18 protein-coding genes, 1 tRNA gene and 1 pseudogene are annotated in these 16922 nt (G+C 45.0%); 12 read left to right on the top strand and 8 right to left on the bottom strand.

Features of this window, described 5'->3' with window-relative positions:
- Window positions 1–186 precede the first annotated feature (186 nt).
- From F6K20_RS04635 to F6K20_RS04610, 6 genes are all read left to right on the top strand, one after another.
- On the top strand, window positions 187–1824 hold the full coding sequence (locus tag F6K20_RS04635) for a VWA domain-containing protein (RefSeq protein ID WP_287293909.1): 1638 nt from the start codon (window positions 187–189) through the stop codon (window positions 1822–1824).
- A 141-nt stretch (window positions 1825–1965) separates the two neighbouring features.
- A complete protein-coding gene (locus tag F6K20_RS04630; protein WP_287293907.1) occupies window positions 1966–2178 on the top strand; it encodes a hypothetical protein in 213 nt (70 codons plus the stop codon).
- A 297-nt stretch (window positions 2179–2475) separates the two neighbouring features.
- A complete protein-coding gene (gene fabD, locus F6K20_RS04625; RefSeq protein WP_008178043.1) occupies window positions 2476–3372 on the top strand; it encodes an ACP S-malonyltransferase in 897 nt (298 codons plus the stop codon).
- Window positions 3354–3578 (top strand): hypothetical protein, encoded by a 225-nt coding sequence (locus F6K20_RS04620; RefSeq protein WP_287267422.1) that lies wholly within the window; start codon window positions 3354–3356, stop codon window positions 3576–3578. The genes fabD and F6K20_RS04620 overlap by 19 nt, the downstream gene beginning before the upstream one ends.
- A 546-nt stretch (window positions 3579–4124) precedes the next feature.
- Window positions 4125–4721 (top strand): hypothetical protein, encoded by a 597-nt coding sequence (locus F6K20_RS04615; protein ID WP_193374684.1) that lies wholly within the window; start codon window positions 4125–4127, stop codon window positions 4719–4721.
- A 282-nt stretch (window positions 4722–5003) separates the two neighbouring features.
- On the top strand, window positions 5004–6743 hold the full coding sequence (locus F6K20_RS04610; RefSeq protein ID WP_008178046.1) for a DUF3685 domain-containing protein: 1740 nt from the start codon (window positions 5004–5006) through the stop codon (window positions 6741–6743).
- Window positions 6744–6869: 126 nt separating this feature from the next.
- On the opposite strand, the gene F6K20_RS04605 is transcribed toward F6K20_RS04610, so the two are convergent.
- Entirely contained in the window at window positions 6870–7469 is a 600-nt protein-coding gene (locus tag F6K20_RS04605) for a hypothetical protein (RefSeq protein ID WP_008178048.1), read from the bottom strand.
- 131 nt (window positions 7470–7600) lie between these two features.
- Window positions 7601–7744: a hypothetical protein gene (locus F6K20_RS04600; protein WP_165691872.1), complete on the bottom strand. Its 144-nt coding sequence runs from the start codon at window positions 7742–7744 to the stop codon at window positions 7601–7603.
- 164 nt (window positions 7745–7908) lie between these two features.
- Between F6K20_RS04600 and sbcC the strand changes: the two genes are divergently transcribed.
- A complete protein-coding gene (gene sbcC / locus F6K20_RS04595) occupies window positions 7909–10929 on the top strand; it encodes an exonuclease subunit SbcC (RefSeq protein WP_008178050.1) in 3021 nt (1006 codons plus the stop codon).
- Between the two features lie 6 nt (window positions 10930–10935).
- Here the strand turns inward: sbcC and F6K20_RS04590 are convergent, their stop codons facing one another.
- Window positions 10936–11091 carry a hypothetical protein gene (locus F6K20_RS04590; RefSeq protein WP_154659641.1) on the bottom strand — a complete coding sequence of 52 codons (156 nt, stop codon included), beginning with the start codon at window positions 11089–11091 and terminating at the stop codon, window positions 10936–10938.
- A gap of 214 nt (window positions 11092–11305) precedes the next feature.
- Window positions 11306–11725: pseudogene (locus F6K20_RS04585) on the bottom strand (DUF29 family protein).
- 235 nt (window positions 11726–11960) lie between these two features.
- Here F6K20_RS04585 and F6K20_RS04580 point away from each other — a divergent pair.
- Complete coding sequence (locus F6K20_RS04580; protein WP_154659642.1) at window positions 11961–12134, top strand: hypothetical protein; 174 nt, start codon at window positions 11961–11963, stop codon at window positions 12132–12134.
- A gap of 411 nt (window positions 12135–12545) precedes the next feature.
- Here the strand turns inward: F6K20_RS04580 and F6K20_RS04575 are convergent, their stop codons facing one another.
- From F6K20_RS04575 to F6K20_RS04565, 3 genes are all read right to left on the bottom strand, one after another.
- Entirely contained in the window at window positions 12546–13232 is a 687-nt protein-coding gene (locus F6K20_RS04575; protein ID WP_008178055.1) for a carbonic anhydrase, read from the bottom strand.
- Between the two features lie 193 nt (window positions 13233–13425).
- A complete protein-coding gene (locus F6K20_RS40470; protein ID WP_502708810.1) occupies window positions 13426–13818 on the bottom strand; it encodes a hypothetical protein in 393 nt (130 codons plus the stop codon).
- A tRNA-Ser gene (locus F6K20_RS04565) sits at window positions 13770–13856 on the bottom strand. The genes F6K20_RS40470 and F6K20_RS04565 overlap by 49 nt, the downstream gene beginning before the upstream one ends.
- Window positions 13857–13940: 84 nt before the next feature.
- Between F6K20_RS04565 and F6K20_RS04560 the strand changes: the two genes are divergently transcribed.
- Both F6K20_RS04560 and F6K20_RS04555 read left to right on the top strand, forming a co-directional pair.
- On the top strand, window positions 13941–14309 hold the full coding sequence (locus tag F6K20_RS04560; protein ID WP_008178059.1) for a 2Fe-2S iron-sulfur cluster-binding protein: 369 nt from the start codon (window positions 13941–13943) through the stop codon (window positions 14307–14309).
- Window positions 14310–14385: 76 nt separating this feature from the next.
- Window positions 14386–14856, top strand: a complete 471-nt coding sequence (locus F6K20_RS04555; protein ID WP_229414242.1) for a thermonuclease family protein — start codon at window positions 14386–14388, stop codon at window positions 14854–14856.
- Between the two features lie 109 nt (window positions 14857–14965).
- On the opposite strand, the gene F6K20_RS04550 is transcribed toward F6K20_RS04555, so the two are convergent.
- Complete coding sequence (locus F6K20_RS04550) at window positions 14966–15175, bottom strand: hypothetical protein (RefSeq protein ID WP_008178064.1); 210 nt, start codon at window positions 15173–15175, stop codon at window positions 14966–14968.
- A gap of 97 nt (window positions 15176–15272) precedes the next feature.
- Here F6K20_RS04550 and F6K20_RS04545 point away from each other — a divergent pair, with 97 nt between their 5' ends.
- Together F6K20_RS04545 and F6K20_RS04540 are read left to right on the top strand one after the other, a co-directional pair.
- On the top strand, window positions 15273–16097 hold the full coding sequence (locus F6K20_RS04545) for an inositol monophosphatase family protein (RefSeq protein WP_008178066.1): 825 nt from the start codon (window positions 15273–15275) through the stop codon (window positions 16095–16097).
- Between the two features lie 330 nt (window positions 16098–16427).
- Window positions 16428–16802, top strand: coding sequence for a Nif11-like leader peptide family natural product precursor (locus F6K20_RS04540; RefSeq protein ID WP_008178068.1), 375 nt, complete (start codon window positions 16428–16430; stop codon window positions 16800–16802).
- The last annotated feature ends 120 nt before the right edge of the window (window positions 16803–16922 follow it).

Genomic DNA, 16922 nt, shown 5'->3' with positions numbered 1-16922 from the left:
TAGTGCTAAATTAACATCAATAGCTTCTTAAGCTTATTATAGCGTTAATTCAACGTAAAATTGACTTGGTCAATTTGATCGCTGAAAAGCAGTGCCTGAGAAAGTTTCAAGTTTTTGGAGAGGTCTAGTTATCAGCGCCTAACTCACCTGAGCACCGCGTTGGGTATGCTTTTTCTAGGAGCTTGCATGGGAAAACCCAACCTTATAACCCAGCAAAGCTTTGAGGTCAAATTCTTAGTCGGTAGCGCTTTAGGGCAATTCTGCGAGCAAGCAGCGGAGCAATTTAACCAACAACAGCCGAAATTAGCCAATGGTAAGGGGTTCTCTCTCAGCTGCGACACTAAAAGTAGTAGCGATGTGGTAACTAGTCTGACATCCCTGGCGCAACAACTCAAATCCCGTAGCCTTAAGCGTAATGCGCCAGAATTTCCTAGCTTAGTTTCGGTGGATGGGGAAATCCATCATCGTCAGTTAATCGATCAGATCAATCAGATTTTCCCAGGGCGAGATTACATCGGAGAGATTACCGATGCACCATTGTTAGCCCAGAGCCCCATGGTATTTATGACATCGGCAGAATTAGCCGATGGATTACGCCAGCAACCGGATTTGTACAAAGCCTTGGTGAATACCAAAACCCACCAGGAACTTGATCCCAATAGCCCTCGATTGCCCATTCACCTTGTCCACACTGCTCCTACTGGCTCCAATTCTGGTTTACAAACCTTAGTGGCTCAATTTGCCAGTGTATCTGGTAAACCACCAGAACAATTGACAGTAGCAGATGTGCAGGGTTATCAGACACAGATCCAAGCCATACAAAGTAAAGTGATTCGCTATGGTGTCTCTACCAGTTCCTTGGCAAAGGACATGGTAAAGAATGGTTCCTTTTGGGCATCGATTGGTTCAGTGTACGAGTCCTCGGTGATTGCTGCAAATTCCGATCAGCAAGCTGGGCAAAGCCGCTATCAGGCCGTGTATCCTCAGGCAACCTTTACCTCCAATATGCGAGCAATTTTACCCAAAGCCCCTTGGGTGAGTAGGCAGGAAAAGGCTGCTGGGCAACAGGTGATTGATTATTTGCGATCGCCCCAAGTCCAAAAAATTGCCACAGAACTTGGTTTAAGGCCAGGTGTACCAGAAGTGCCATTAGGTGCCAAGTTTTCTGCTCAATTTGGTGTTGACTCCAAGGCCAGATACGATTCCCTGAGTTCCCCTCAACCAGAGGTAGTGGCAGCAATGGTCAAGTCCTGGCAGGAATTTGCCAAAAAACCCTCACAAGTGGTGGTGTTGGTAAACTCTTCCGGTTCTATGTCGGGGAATAAATTAGCAGCGGTTCAAAAGACTTTGCGCGCATACATCGAGAGTTTAGGACCAACAGAACAAATTGCCCTGATTGATTTTGATTCCGAGATTCGTCCACCAGTATTGGTAGATAGCACCCCTCAAAAACGCGATCGCGCTATGGCGTTTATTCTTAATCTCAACCCTGACGGGGGTAATCGGTTATATGATGCTGCCCTCGAAGCCCGTAACTGGTTACAAAAGAATTACCAAGAGCGTGCCATTAATGCTGTGGTGATTTTGACCGATGGCGACGATTCTGATTCTAAGCTTCGTCTTGAGCAACTATCTCAAGAACTGGAAAAAAGTGGCTTTTCCAGCGATAATCGAATTGCCTTTTTCACTATTGGTTACGGTAACGAAGGAGAGTTTAATCCTAAAGTACTAGAACAAATTGCTGAATTTAATTGGGGATACTACCGTCAAGGGGATCCATCAACTATTTTGAACTTAATGGCAGATTTAAAACTGGAGTTTTAAAAATTATGAATTATGACAGATTAATTGATAATGAGTCGCTCTAAATTATAGAGCTATCGTTGATCAGCCAATGATTAAACTTAGCTTACCCTGTTTTATCCCATGTCTTTGCTAGTCGGTGGGTAAGCATATGCGCTACAGATGGTGCTACTTGAGGTGCGGTCAGCGGTCAGCGGTCAACGGTCAGCGGTCAGCGCTCAGTGGTCAGCATTATTCCAATGCGTACCTGTTTTATTCAAAAGCACCTCAAGTAGCGCATTAGCTGAGAGCTCTCAGCTGAATGCTTACGTCGGTGGTGTACTACTCGTAGTTGCTTTCCGGTTTATACCGAGCTACTGTAGTATCCTGATTTAGGGTAAGTGTTGTGCTCAGTTTACCAGCCGCCTTATTCTACCGATATTATCCTCCAAGAATTTATTGCCCATGGTTCCAATCACCCAGATGTTGCCACCGTTTACCAAAGTATTGCTCTCCATCGGTAGCAATAAGCACCAGATAAATCAGGGTAAACCGGATCAACACTCAGCACTCAGCACTCAGCACTCAGCACTCAGCACTCAGGGCACCTGAGATAATTCAAATCCATAAGACCACCAAATTGTACAGCAATAGCAGATAATTGATTCTTGACGACCAATAAATAATTAATAAATGATAAAGACTGCATGGGTGTTTCCCGGACAAGGTTCTCAGGTACCAGGTATGGGAGTAGACTTATTAGACCTGCCCTCTGCAAAGGTTAAGTTTAAGCAAGCTGAGGAAATTTTAGGCTGGTCTGTCCTAGATATTTGTCAAGGGGAGTCCGATCAGTTATCTCAAACCCTCTACACTCAACCTGCCTTATACGTAGTTGAGAGTATCCTGGCTGATCTGCTCATGGAACAAGGGGAACGACCCCATCTACTAGCGGGTCACAGCTTGGGAGAATATGTTGCCCTCTACACTGCCAGGGTATTTAACTTTGAGGCAGGGCTACGCCTAGTCCAACATCGGGCTAAATTGATGGATAGTGCAACTGAAGGCATGATGGTTGCTCTGATTGGCTTCAAACGCCCAGAACTTGAAGAAAAAATCGAGCAGATACAGGATGTTGTTATTGCTAATGATAACAGTCCTGCTCAAGTGGTAATTTCAGGTAAACCAACAGCAGTTCAGGATTTGCTGAGTCAGATTAAAGTCAAACGGGCTGTTCCTCTAAAAGTGTCCGGTGCCTTTCATTCTCCCTTAATGGCTGAAGCAGCGGCTCAGTTCCAGGAACTCTTGCTGTCTGTCCCCTTTACTGACGCCCAGGTACCAGTATTATCGAATGTGGACCCTGTACCCACGGTCGAGGCAGCTACCTTAAAACATCAACTCCAGTCTCAAATTACTGGTTCAGTACGATGGCGAGAAATTTCTCTGAGGCTACCAGTGGAAGGAATTGAGAAAGTAGTGGAAGTCGGACCAGGTAAGGTGCTGACTGGCTTAATTAAACGGATGTGTCCGGAGTTAAGTTTAGAAAACGTTAATAGCATTGCTGATCTGCAGCAATGCTTAGCAGTAGGCTAACTCGAAGCCCTAACCTCGATCTGATTCATGTCTTGGATGGCGGCGCAATCCTATTTGACGCGCCGCTTTGGTGGAATTCGGCCAATAATTACCAAGGTGTAGGGATGGCAAGTGTGGCAAGTGTGGGGCGTGTGGCAAGTGTGGGGCGTGTGGCAAGTGTGGGGCGTGTGGCGAGATTTTTATTAAGGGTAATTATCCGGACATGATGTCAGGAGCGCGATGAAGCGTTCGCGTAGCGTGGCCTACGGCCTCAGCTTCCGCGCTTATGCGATCGCATATCGATCAAATCCAGAACCATTAGGTTTTTTTGAGTTTTTCAAACTTACCTAACATTCTTGATGCAGTCGCTTTTGAAATCATAAAAATATGAGAAAATGCAAAATCACAGAGTAAATAAGTAAGTCAGTTGACCTTCGATGGCTCGAAAAGGTCTCTGGATTGGTGGTCTCTAGACAAAAGATCAACCACTGTTTCCTTATGGCCACTAAACTGACTTGTGCTGAGTTACCCCTGACCAGTCTAACACCTTGACCCAAGGGGTTTCGGTTAGGGGAAATGTCAGCATTCAGCTTTCAGCATTCAGCTTTCAGCTTTCAGGGACCACTGACCACTGACTACTGACGGCACCTCAAGCAGCGTGCGCGTAGCGCATATGCTTACTCAAAAACTTGTACCTTACTAGCTTAAAAAGCGCTATATTTTCTTAACCATATTCCTAAAACAAATCACTTTTATTACCAAAGGAGTTGCCGATGCTTGAAATAATGAGTATTCACAAAGCGGATGAAATCATTCAAATAAAAAAACCAAAAAATGGAATAGTTTATGGCAAAATGGAAATTACTATCAAAATTAACGAGTTACCGACAGCAAAAACTGTTAAAAACGGCTGGCAGGAATTTAGTGTTGATTGTGATGGCACGATTTTTACGATTAAGGTCAAACCTAAAGTTTGGAAAAAAATCACCACTGCTAATCAGATGTATTCCATGTGGGTGGCTGTTATTACTGGCAAACTGGGAGCCAAAATTAACAAAGGGTTTCGGGTAGAGCAACCAGGCATTCAAGTATTTGAGAAAAAACCCAAGGCACCGAAACCAGATAAAGCACAACTACAAGTACAAGCACAGGAACAACTACAAGTACAAGCACAGGAACAGCGACAGGAACAAGTACAAGCCCAATCACAGGAACAACTACAGGAGCAGCTAGCTCAATCACACGAACAGCTAGAAGCCCAATCACAGGAACAACTACAGGAGCAGCTACAGCAACAGCTAGCCCAATCACAGGAACAGCTACAGCAACAGCTAGCTCAATCACACGAACAGCTACAACCACAAGCCTAAGCAAAGACCAAGAATTGGGCGGTGAACTGATTTAATCTGAACAGTTATTATCAAATTTCGTTAATCGTTAATTGAGAATTAATAATTTTAAATTAACGATTAACAATTAACAATTAACAATTAACAATTAACAATTAACCTGGATTCCTGCTCCGGCGGGTCGGTTCGTCAGCCACCAAGCCAGAAAAGGTAATGTTATGCTAGCGTAAATGGCTAATTGTTCATAGAGTTCATTGGTTTACAGGCTTTAGCCATGAGCGATTTCCTATAGGCTATCTCCATATGAGCGATCGCATAACTCATATCCTTCTGATTGATGATGACCCAGTATTCCGATTGGGTCTCACGACTGCCTTGCAAGCCTTCGAGGAGCTGCTAGTTGTAGCTGAGGCTGATACTGGCACAGAAGCCCTATCAAGATTAGCGGCACTAGAGGCGACCAACTCCGTGGATGTGGCAATTTTGGAACTAGCTTTGGGTCCCCCTAATTCAAGTGAAGGGATAGCCTTATCAGGATTGCCACTGTGTCAGCGATTACAGCAGGAGTACCCTAACTTGCCAATCTTACTACTGACCAGGGAATCTAAACCCACCGTGCTAGCAGCAGCTCAAGCATTGGGTGTAAATGGGTACTGCCCCAAAGGAGTAGCGATCGCTACCATTCTTGAAGCCATTGGTCAAATTATTGAGGGTCAATCCTATTGGCAGACACTGTCTAACTTACCTACTATATCCTATAAAGGTGCAGGTTTTGCTCCCTGGTATCAACAGTGGCGTAACTCAGGATTCCAACAATTTGAAGCAGCTTTAGCCCAGGTCAATAGTCAGCTGCAAAATCCTCGTCTTTCCAATTGGGATTGGCTGTTTTGGACTGGACGCCGTCGAGAACTATTGGTAGCCCGTTGGCTGGCGGATCAGCTATTACCTGCTAGCATCATTCTGGTGGAACCGTCACGGGAGAGTTCCTTAGTTCCAATGCCTAAACCGGAAAGCTCACTGACTGTTGCGCCAAGGGCTCAATCCCAGCTTAGCCCTAAGGCACCACTAGTTGATCGAACATTTGAGCGAACATTTGAGCGGACAATGGTAAAACTTCAATCCGGTTTATCCAACCTCTCTGGTGTTCCCCTAGAAATTGACATTCTCCAAGTAGAGAAAAGAGCAGAGTTACTTGGTTTAGTCTTCCAAACCTTTGAAGCACTTGTTGAAGATTTGCGCTTGTCTGAAGTAAAACTGGAACATTTACCTCAGAAGCAACAGCTGATTCTGAAAGATCTGTGGGAAGCATCAATCACAGATTTCTTCGGCAAGTATTATACCTTGTACACGGACAATACACAACTAGAAGTTGTCACTATTTTGCTGGGTAACTATCCCATCGTAAAAAAGGAAATTATTGATAAAATTCCTCTAGTTATTGACTTATTAGCTCATCGGCTATTTGAGAAATCATTAGTAATTGATAATGTCTCCTATCCTGCCCAGACCCCCGAAGCAATTCAACGGTCAGAATTTCTCCTGGACAATTTAATTATCCAAATTGCTAATGGGGTGATTCAACCGTTATTAAATCAATTGGCAGATGTAGAAGTTATTAAGGTAAATTTTTATCATAAAAATCTAATGTCATCCCGGGAAATAGCCCGATTTCGCAATAATCTATCCTGGCGATATCGCCAAGATCAACTATTTGGTGAGCCACAAGCAATTTTCGAGAGTCGATATGATTTATTTATCCTAACTGACACTGGCATTAAACAAACTAGTATCTATGCTCCCCGACGTCGAGAATTAGAAAAGTTGCGAGGTTTTCAGCTAGCTGTGACTTTAGCCTATGAGCTACGGGATGCTCTTTCTCCCCGTCTGCAAGCGGCTGTTACTTGGATTGGTAATGGCGTGGTGTATCTGTTGACCCAAGTCTTTGGTAGAAGTATTGGTCTAGTAGTTCGTGGTGTAATTCAGGGAATTGGTAGTAGCGTCCAAGAGGCCAGGTTTGGGAAAAATCCTGGACGTGGAAAATAGGGGAAGACAGGGAAGAGGGGAAAGTAAAAAAATACCATGACATCCGGCATTGGGACTGATTCAACCCTCCCCACCTAAACAATTTTAGAAAACAATTTTAGAAGCCCCTGCCTTTAGGCATAGGTTTCATGACTCATTCACAGCCACACCATTTTTGCCATTACTCTGAGTATGCTCTACTACTTCCGAGCCTAGAGGATTAGCTTGATGCTGAGATGGTGGCAAAGCGGGTTCTAATATTTCCCAAGCCTCTTTGGCAATGGGCAAATACTGATCGTGAGCTGCTTTGGCTTCAGCAAATTTTGTTAAGGTTTTGGCAAAATTTCTATCCGTTGCCAGTTTCATATGTTCCGGTGTCAGGGGGTCTGGGGAAAATAAGGCTTCGATCACTGGCCGTAATTCCACCGCTTGTTGGTAAGCTTGTTCCAAGTTGACCCTTAAACTTGCTAAAGATGCGATCGCTTTTACTGACTGAATAATCTCTGCTTCCTCACCATCTGTACTACCGGTAGCTAGTGGCTCAACTAAAATCAAATCGTCAGCACTTAAGCCATCGGCAAAGCTATCCTCATTGACCGTAGTGTCTTCTGAGTCTTCCATGCGCCGTTGAATCTCTTGGATAGCTTTGGCTCTGTTTTTAGCATTGTCGGTTCTGCCTGGGACTTCAACGATGAAGCCGAGTTCCTTTAAATCCTTGGTTGTATATTGCACCGTAGCTTTTGACATAATGTTTACCCTAGTTTCGGTATCCGATTAGATTAATCCTACTTAGATTAATAGTACGCCTGATCGAGTTCCCCATGGAACATGGTTACCCCCAAATCAGCTCTCAGCTCTCAGCTCTCAGCTCTCAGCTCTCAGCTCTCAGCTCTCAGCCATTGGCCAACGGCTGACGGCTTACCACTGACCACTGACCACTGACCACTGACCACTGACCACTGACCACTGACCGCTGACCGCTGACCACTGACCACTGACTGCTTACCGCTGACCGCTGACAAATGACGGTCTAGCTAAGAATTTTTGCTTACTGAGTATTTATTAACTTTTGTAAAAATGAGTGTTCAAGACCTATAAAACTGATATATACGTCGTTACACTATGCAAAGTGTGTGTTTATACTGATGCGTGAAAGTATTAACGGTGTGAGGCTTGTGGAACCTAGATGATTCCGATCCAACTAACTCTAAAAAACTTCCTCAGCTACCGCGACGCAACTCTAGACTTTCGGGGTCTTCACACTGCCTGTATTTGTGGTCAGAATGGAGCCGGGAAATCGTCCCTGCTAGAAGCCATTACCTGGGCGATTTGGGGACAAAGCCGTGTTGCTTCGGAAAACGATATCATCCATACTGGGGCGAAGGAAGTCCGAGTTGACTTTATTTTTCAAAATAATCAACAAACCCATCGAATTATTCGGACTCGCCATCGGAAACAGGGGACTTCCCTAGAGTTTCAAGTGGAAACACCAAATGGTTTTAAGTCTTTAACCCAGAAAGGAGTACGAGCAACTCAATTATTAATAATAGCGAATCTGAAGCTAGATTACGATACCTTTATCAACTCCTCTTACCTGCGTCAAGGTCGAGCTGATGAGTTTATGGTCAGGCGTCCCAGTGAACGGAAACAAATTCTGGCAGATTTGCTCAAACTAGACCAATACGAAAAATTGGCAGACCAGGCCAAGGATTTGTCAAAGCAGTTGAAAGGTCAAGTAGAACAGCTAGAGCAAAGTTTGCAGGGTATTAAGGAACAACTGGGAGAACGGGATGCGATCGCACAGGAAACAGCTACCCTGGAAACTGCCTTACACCAGCTGCAACAAGACCAAGACCAAGACGCCCAACAACTCAAAAAACTACAAGCGATCGGACATCAGCGGAATAGCTGGGAACAACAGCTGAACTTTGTTAGGACACAATATCTCAATCTCACTCAAGATTGCGATCGCATACAACAAGACATTGCTACTGCTGTTGCTCAACAACAACAACTTTCTGAACTACTCTCTCAAGACCAACAAATTACTGCTGGTTATGCCGAATACCTCCAGCTACAAGAACTTGAAGAAAGTCTTGCCGCCAAATTACAGACTTATCAGAAAGCGCAACAGCAACGACAACAACTCCAACAGCAGCTCGATCAACAAATTAATCAACTTAATCTGCAAATCCGTGATATCCAAGCTCAACTAGAAGCCTTGGGTACTCAAGAGCAAGAGATTCAAGATACCCTCTCCCGTTCAGGGCAAGTGGCTACAGCCCTCGCACAACTTAAGCAAGTTCGTGAACGGCTCAAGCAGCTAGATAATTTACAACTAGAAGTCTCTCCCTTGTTGCAACGTCGTGGGTCTATCCAAAGCGAACTTGACCGGGTTCAAGCCAGACTCAGTGCCAAATTAGAAGAACTGGTTTCTTCTGAAAAACAGTTATCCCAGCAAGTAGCAACAACACCTCAGCTGAGACAGGCCGCACTGCAGTTAGAGGCTGAACTTGGGGAATTAGAGAAAAAGCGGGTCTACCTGTCTCGGTTACAGGACAAAGGACTAGAACGTCGAGGCTTTCGAGAACGCCTCCACGAAAACCAACGTCGCTATGAAAAATTACTGGGGGAACTGACCCAAAAAATCCAATTGCTGCAAGTTCAGAACGCGGTTTGTCCCTTATGCGAGCAGCCTCTAGATGCAGCCCATTCTGACCGGGTGATTCAGAAAACTACTGCTGAGCACAAGGATGTTCAAGATCAATTCTGGGTAGTACGAGAGCAGCTAACAGTTTGTGAACGAGAACTTCAGGTGTTGCGCCATGAATACTCCCAAATTTCCAAACAACTCTCTCCTTATGAAGAGTTGCTAGAACAACGGGGACAACTAGCAGCACAACTAGAAGCCACTGACGAAGTTTACGACCGACTCTATGAAGTATCAGAGGAAAAGAAAGAACTGCAACAATCCCTTAGTATTCCTGGTTATGGGGTAGAATTACACGAAGAACTCAGGCAACTCGACCTCCGAATCCAACAGCTCAACTACGATGAACAAACCCATGCTCTAGCACGGGGGGAAGTAGACCGCTGGCGCTGGGCTGAAATCCACTCGGCTAAGCTAGAAGAAGCAAGGCGGCGTCAGAAAAAAATTGATGCCCAGAAACCACAGCTGCTTCGAAAGCTGGATACTCTTCAAGCCTCAGTGCATCAGTTACAAACCAATTCCCCGTTGAAGCAGCAATTGGATCAGCTGGATCGATACATAGCTGAGATTGGCTATAACTTGGATGCTCATAATCAGGTTAGAGCCTCGTTGCGTCAAGCCCAATCTTGGCAACTGCCTTATCAGGAATTACAAACTGCCCAAGAGCAACAGCCCCAAGTCGGTCAACGCTTGGCAAGCCTAACTCAAACCCTCCAGAGCAGACGCTCTAATCTCAAGGAGGTTAATACACAAATTGAGGACATTGTCAAGCAAATGGAACAAAGTCCTGATGTCACTAGAGACCTCCAAGCTTTAGAACAGGGGATGAAGCAGCGCCGACAGCAAATGGATAAACAACTATCCCAGCAGGGGCGTCTCCAACAACGGTTGCAGCAACTGGAATCCCTGCAAAGTCAGTATCAACAGCAACTCGAAAAGCTCCAACAACTCCAGCGGCAATATCGGGTGTATCAGGAATTAGCGATCGCATTTGGCAAAAATGGCATCCAGGCTCTAATGATAGAGAATATTTTGCCTCAACTAGAAGCCCAAAGCAATCAAATTTTGGCTAGACTGACTGGGAATCAGTTACACATCCAAATTGTGACCCAAAAGGCCGGGAGTCGGTCTTCTAAGAAAAAAACTAAGCTGATTGATACCTTAGATATTTTAATTGCTGATGCCACTGGTACTCGACCTTATGAAACCTATTCCGGTGGTGAAGCATTTCGGATTAATTTTGCCATTCGTCTGGCATTAGCACAACTGTTGGCCCAACGCTCAGGAACATCGTTGCAAATGTTGATTGTGGATGAGGGGTTTGGCACCCAAGATGCCGAGGGGTGTGAGCGATTGATTGCAGCAATTAATGCGATCGCATCCGATTTTGCTTGTATTCTAACCGTGACTCATATGCCTCAGTTTAAAGAAGCCTTTCAGACCAGGATTGAAGTATCTAAGACATCCCTTGGCTCTCAGTTAAGTTTGACCATGTGATCAATGCTAATATTTGTAGCAAAGGGAGTCGGGAGTCGGGAGTCGGGAGTCGGGAGTCGGGAGTCGGGAGTCGGGAGTCGGGAGTCGGGAATAGGGAATAGGGAATAGGGCATCAATAATTATAACAATTCCTACATGGATTGCTAATAACTGATATAGCACTACGCATTAAAGTTAGGACATTGATACAAGTAGCAAAAGCTGTTCTAGTAAGCTATTGCCTATTGCCTCTTGCCTCTTGCCTTCCCCTCCTGGGAGGGGTTAGGGGTGGGTTCCTCTTGCCTATTGCCTCTTGCCTATTGCCTAGCGCTATAGCTAATAACTGATTGCTGACGGCTGTTCGCGTAGCGTGCGCGTAGCGCTTAAGCTGATAGCCCTACAAAATCAAATCCATTGCTGTTTTTATAATTTCCTCGCGCTCCACCATTTTAGCAATTTCTTCAGCTTCATAAGTTCCTTGAAATGCTTCTAATGAGGCTCGATCTAGAGCGGATTCATAGGCATCTTCTAAAGTTTATAATAATTCCTCTTCGGTTAGATAAGTTCCTTTAGCCTTGTGGCGCTTATTAGTCCGTTGAATTTGTTTAACCGCATTGCGGATTGATACTTCCCAAGATTTAGTCGTTCGTTTCTCAGCAGCTTTTTTAATTAGATGTAACAGCAGAATAATTCCGTAACTAAATAGTTTATTCAGTTTATCCGATTTGCTCATCTCCTCCAATTCTTCAATCAGTTCCAGGGCTTCAGGGATTTTGCCTTCGTAGAGCAATTCCTTTAGAGTCATTAATTCTTCCATTGGCTATTATTCCTCCGCTTTTAAATTGACCCGTCGCGACTAATACTGGAATAACCAAAGATAGTTTGTAAGCATTCAGCTAATGCGCTACGCGCACGCTACGCGAACAGCCGTCAGCCGTCAGCTCATCAACGGGAGGTAGTAAACAAGCTGGGGGGTGCTGGTACGGCTGCTTGAAAATCCCTGCTCGTTTTACTCAGCTGATAGCTGATAGCTGAGAGCGGAATACTTACTTATGAACTACATTCAATTCCCGACTCCCGACTCCCAACTCCCGATTTCCAACTCCCGATTCCCGACTCCCGATTCCCGACTCCCGATTCCCGATTCCCGATTCCCGATTCCCTACTCCCTACTCCCTACTCCCGATTCCCTACTCCCCTTAACCCATTACCCATTACCAAAATAACCGTAAAATTGCCCAATGTCTCCAATTAGGCTATTCAACTAATTCCGCAATTGTACGGTTATTTTAATCTTGAAATAGCTTCTACTATAGTAATATCTCAACCAAAATCCCGGCAGTATAGAGGCTGTTATAAACGAGCTAGTTTCGGGTCTTTTGTTGACTAACGTTAGAAAGACGGTAGGACGATAACTAGTCCAACGGGAATCAACTATCAGGGCATCTACACATAGGGTTGCAAAAAGGTTGTTGTAAACTAAGAAGCTGATTTAACTGTTGGCTGTAAACTGTTGACGACTTACTGACAACAGTTTACCACAGGCTAAGAGTACAAATGACGCTAATTGGATTATAGCACCTCTAATCAGGGTTGCATCTACTTTTTTTCTGGTTTATTATTACTTAGTTTAGAGTTTATTCCGGAGAACCTTTATAAATTCTTGCTTGCTGCTGAGGTGTTATCCATGCTCCTCTTGAAAACTGGGTTTGAGGGGGTAAAAACTGCTTTTGCAGTGGACTATATTCCAGAACCTCTCCCGTTTCTATCTTATAGACCCAGCCATGAAGCCGAATTTCCTCACTTCTGAGTCGAGATTGAATAACTGGGTAAGTACGTAAATTTTGTAGTTGGTTAAGGACGTTTTCCTCCACCGCCCCATTCAGGAGTTCATCACCTTCATAGTCTTGATAGTGTTCTTTGATAATCCGGCGAGTGGCTTCGGCATGCTTGAGCCATTGGTAAACGGCTGGCATGTCCTCTTCTAGCTTGTCGATTTTCAGTAAACCTTTCATCGCTCCACAGCGATAGTGACCGCATACGACAATTTCATTAATGCCTAAGGCATAAATAGCATACTCTACTGCTGCTGGTTCACCCCCATTACTTGCTCCATAAGGCGGTATGATATTCCCGGCATTGCGGATGATGAACATTTCACCAGGCTCAGTTTGAGTAATCAGACTCGGGTCAATGCGAGAATCTGAACAGGTGATGAATAGTACTCTGGGATGCTGCCCGTGAGACAGTAACTCAAATAGGTCTCGGTGGGTCTCGAAGTAATTGGTCTGGAATTGATGCAGACCTTGAATCAACTGCTTCATTTCAGGCTTACAGCTAGATGCTCTATAATTGGGATCTTCAATAATTTTATAGGCAATAGCGGTCTTAAATGACTTTTAGGTTTGTATTTCGGTAAGCATTCAGCATTCAGCTATCAGCTATCAGTTATCAGCTATCAGCTATCAGCTATCAGCTTATGCGCGTAGGGCATAGGCTTACCAGGTAAGTATTGGTTTAATCTCTGTTAGGTCTGCTGACCGCTGACCGCTGACCGCTGAATGCTGACCGCTGACCGCTGACCGCTGAATGCTGACCGCTGACCGCTGACCGCTGAATGCTGACCGCTGACCGCTGACCGCTGAATGCTGACCGCTGACCGCTGACCGCTGAATGCTGACCGCTGACCGCTGACCGCTGAATGCTGACCGCTGACCGCTGACCGCTGAATGCTGACCGCTGACCGCTGACCGCTGAATGCTGACCGCTGACCGCTGACCGCTGAATGCTGACCGCTGACCGCTGACCGCTGACTGCTGAATGCTCACGCCAGCATACTGATAGTATTGATTGAATTGCTACGGAGAGGGAGGGATTCGAACCCTCGTTAAAGTTGCCCCTAAACAGCATTTCCAGTGCTGCGCCTTCAACCACTCGGCCACCTCTCCAGGTAAAGTATTCAGTTAGAGCTTTGAATCTTTTTCAACTCATCGCCCGATTTCTGATTATACAGAAAATTATATAGGAAGTCAATGACTCAATCGTACACCATTCAGATTCATAATCGCCAAACTGGTGCTAAGCACAAGGTAAACGTGCCAACTGACCGCTATATCTTGCATTCCGCAGAAAACCAGGGTGTGGAGCTACCCTTTGCCTGCCGCAATGGAGCTTGTACCACTTGCGCAGTGCGAGTGTTGGCTGGAAAAGTCTACCAACCGGAAGCCATGGGACTATCTCCACAATTGCGGGAACAAGGCTATGCTCTATTGTGTGTGAGTTATCCCCGGTCAGACCTAGAGGTAGAGACTCAGGATGAAGATGAAGTGTATGAACTTCAGTTCGGTCGATATTTTGCTAAAGGTAAGGTTCGGTTTGGGCTGCCACTGGATGAGGATTAGGAAACTAGCCAAGCAGAGGTACAGTAGAGCGGGGAGCCTCCTTAGTTGCTTTCTGCTCTTGCTCGGGGGATGCCAATTGACAAATGTCCCCAACCAGATTGAAGCTCAAGTGCAAAAGGTGATCAGTGGACACACGGTGGATGTGTTGATCACCAATCAAGATCCACCATTAATGGCAAGAATCCGGATGATTGGTATTCAGGCACCAAGCTGGAAACAAAAGCCTTGGGGAGATCAGGCAAAAACCTGCTTAAAGAAGATCCTCAGTGAAACTAGTGATCAACAATCGGTTATTTTGGAGCTGGATGTCGAGGAAAAAGACCGCTATAGCCGCTGGTTAGCCTATGTATGGCTAGATGGTGTGTTGGTCAATGAGCAGTTGGTAGCTCAGGGCTGTGCCTTAGCTTCACCCCTAGTTCCTAATAACAAATATGATGATAAAATAGCCCATGCTCAAGAATATGCCAGAATTATGGGCTATGGGATTTGGAACCCAGATCAGCCTTTGCGCTTGACACCAGCAGAATTTCGCCGTCAAAATCCTTAGTGGTTATTAGTTATTAGTCATCAGCTATCAGCCATCAGTTATCAGCTATCAGCTATCAGCTATCAGCAATTAGCTATCAGCTATCAGTTATCAGCTATCAGTTATCAGCCTATGGGCTACTTGCAATCAGTACTTTTGAATAAAATAAGCTGACCGCTGACCGCTGACTGCTGATGGCCATGCTAGTTAAGGTACTTTTGAATAAAATAAGCTGACAGCTGACCGCTGACTGCTTACGGCTGATGGCCAAGCTAGTTGAGTTACTTTTGAATAAAATAAGCTGACAGCTGACCGCTGACTGCTTACGGCTGATGGCCAAGCTAGTTGAGTTACTTTTGAATAAAATAAGCTGAGCGCTGACCGCTGACTGCTGACTGCTTACCGAATTAATTCATAAACTACAGGTTATCTGCTCAATGACAGAACATACCTCCGAACAACTACAAACTTTCCTTGATATTGCCGCTAAAGCTGCCACTGCTGCTGGTGATGTTTTGAAAACTTACTGGGGCAATCTCAAAACTGTAGAAGAGAAAGGTCGTCCTGGAGATTTAGTCACTGCAGCTGATAAAGAAGCAGAAGCAGTAGTCTTAGATATACTCAAAAACGATGTGCCAGACCATTCGATTCTGGCAGAAGAATCCGGTCAACTGGGAGACAATGAAAGTAAATACCTATGGGCGATTGACCCCCTGGATGGTACTACTAATTATGCCCATCAATACCCCATTGCTGCTACCTCTGTGGGGTTGTTGATTGACGGCAAGCCTCAGGTGGGAGCAGTATATAATCCCTTTCGGGATGAGTTATTGTGCGCAGCTGTGGGCTTAGGGGCAACCTGCAATGGTCAGCCAATCCAGGTTTCCCAAGTCTCTGACCTGGGTAAGAGCTTGTTAGTCACTGGATTTGCCTATGACCGGCGGCAGACTTCCGATAACAACTATGCCGAGTTCTGTTACCTGACTCATCTGACTCAAGGCGTTCGCCGTAGTGGTTCTGCATCCATCGATTTGTGTGATGTTGCTAGTGGACGATTGGATGGCTATTGGGAACGAGGGCTTTCTCCTTGGGATGTAGCCGCTGGTATCGTTATCCTAGAAGAAGCTGGTGGTAAAGTTACTGCTTATGATGGCAGTCCTATTGATATTAATTCTGGGCGGATTCTGGCAACTAATGCCAAGATTCACGACAGTCTCAGTGCTGCCTTGTTAGAGACACCACCTTTATCGTCTTGGAAATAAAATATTAAGCTATTAGCTATCAGCTATCAGCTATCAGCTATCAGCTATCAGCTATCAGCTATCAGCATTAAGCTATCAGCTATCAGCTATCAGCTATCAGCATTAAGCTATCAGCTATCAGCTATCAGCTATCAGCATTAAGCTATCAGCTATCAGCTATCAGTTTTCAGCCAAAGGCCAACGGCTGACCACTGACGGCTGACCGCTGACCGCTGACCACTGACCACTGACGGCTGACCGCTGACCGCTGACTAATTATTTATAATAATAGATGTAAACTCGATTAACTGGCGTCCATGAGTGACGCATTTTTTATAGCTAATATCTACAATGTCTACAATCTCTACAGAAAATGTTGCTCAATTTTTCCATGCTATTTCTCTACAAGAAGATTTAAAACAGCAGCTAATAGCTACTAGAAATCCAGAAGAGGTAGTTAAGGTAGCACAGGATTACGATTTTAAGTTTACCGTAGCTGACTGGCAACAGTTTATCCAGGGGCATCACTCTAGTCAGCCTACCAGTGATACTTTTAAAAATGAAATAATAGGATTAGATGTTACTGAAGAACAGTTAGATGCTTGGTGGAAATTTGCTTGGGAAACAGGAGATATCAATCTGATCGGGTGGGTTTATGACAAGAGAGATGCTATCACTTGGGTGCAATTGCTAGATGAGTTTAAAGTAATTAAAAAAGACGATTAATTGTCAGCTATCAGCGGTCAGCGGTCAGCGGTCAGCGGTCAGCGGTCAGCGGTCAGCCTTCAGCGGTCAGCGGTCAGTGGTCAGCGGTCAGTGGTCAGCGGTCAGGCTGAAAACTGATAA

It is taken from the genome of Moorena sp. SIO2C4, from assembly GCF_010672485.1.
In the GTDB taxonomy this organism is placed as follows: Bacteria; Cyanobacteriota; Cyanobacteriia; order Cyanobacteriales; family Coleofasciculaceae; genus Moorena; species Moorena producens.
This window is presented reverse-complemented; position numbering and strand designations above follow the sequence as displayed.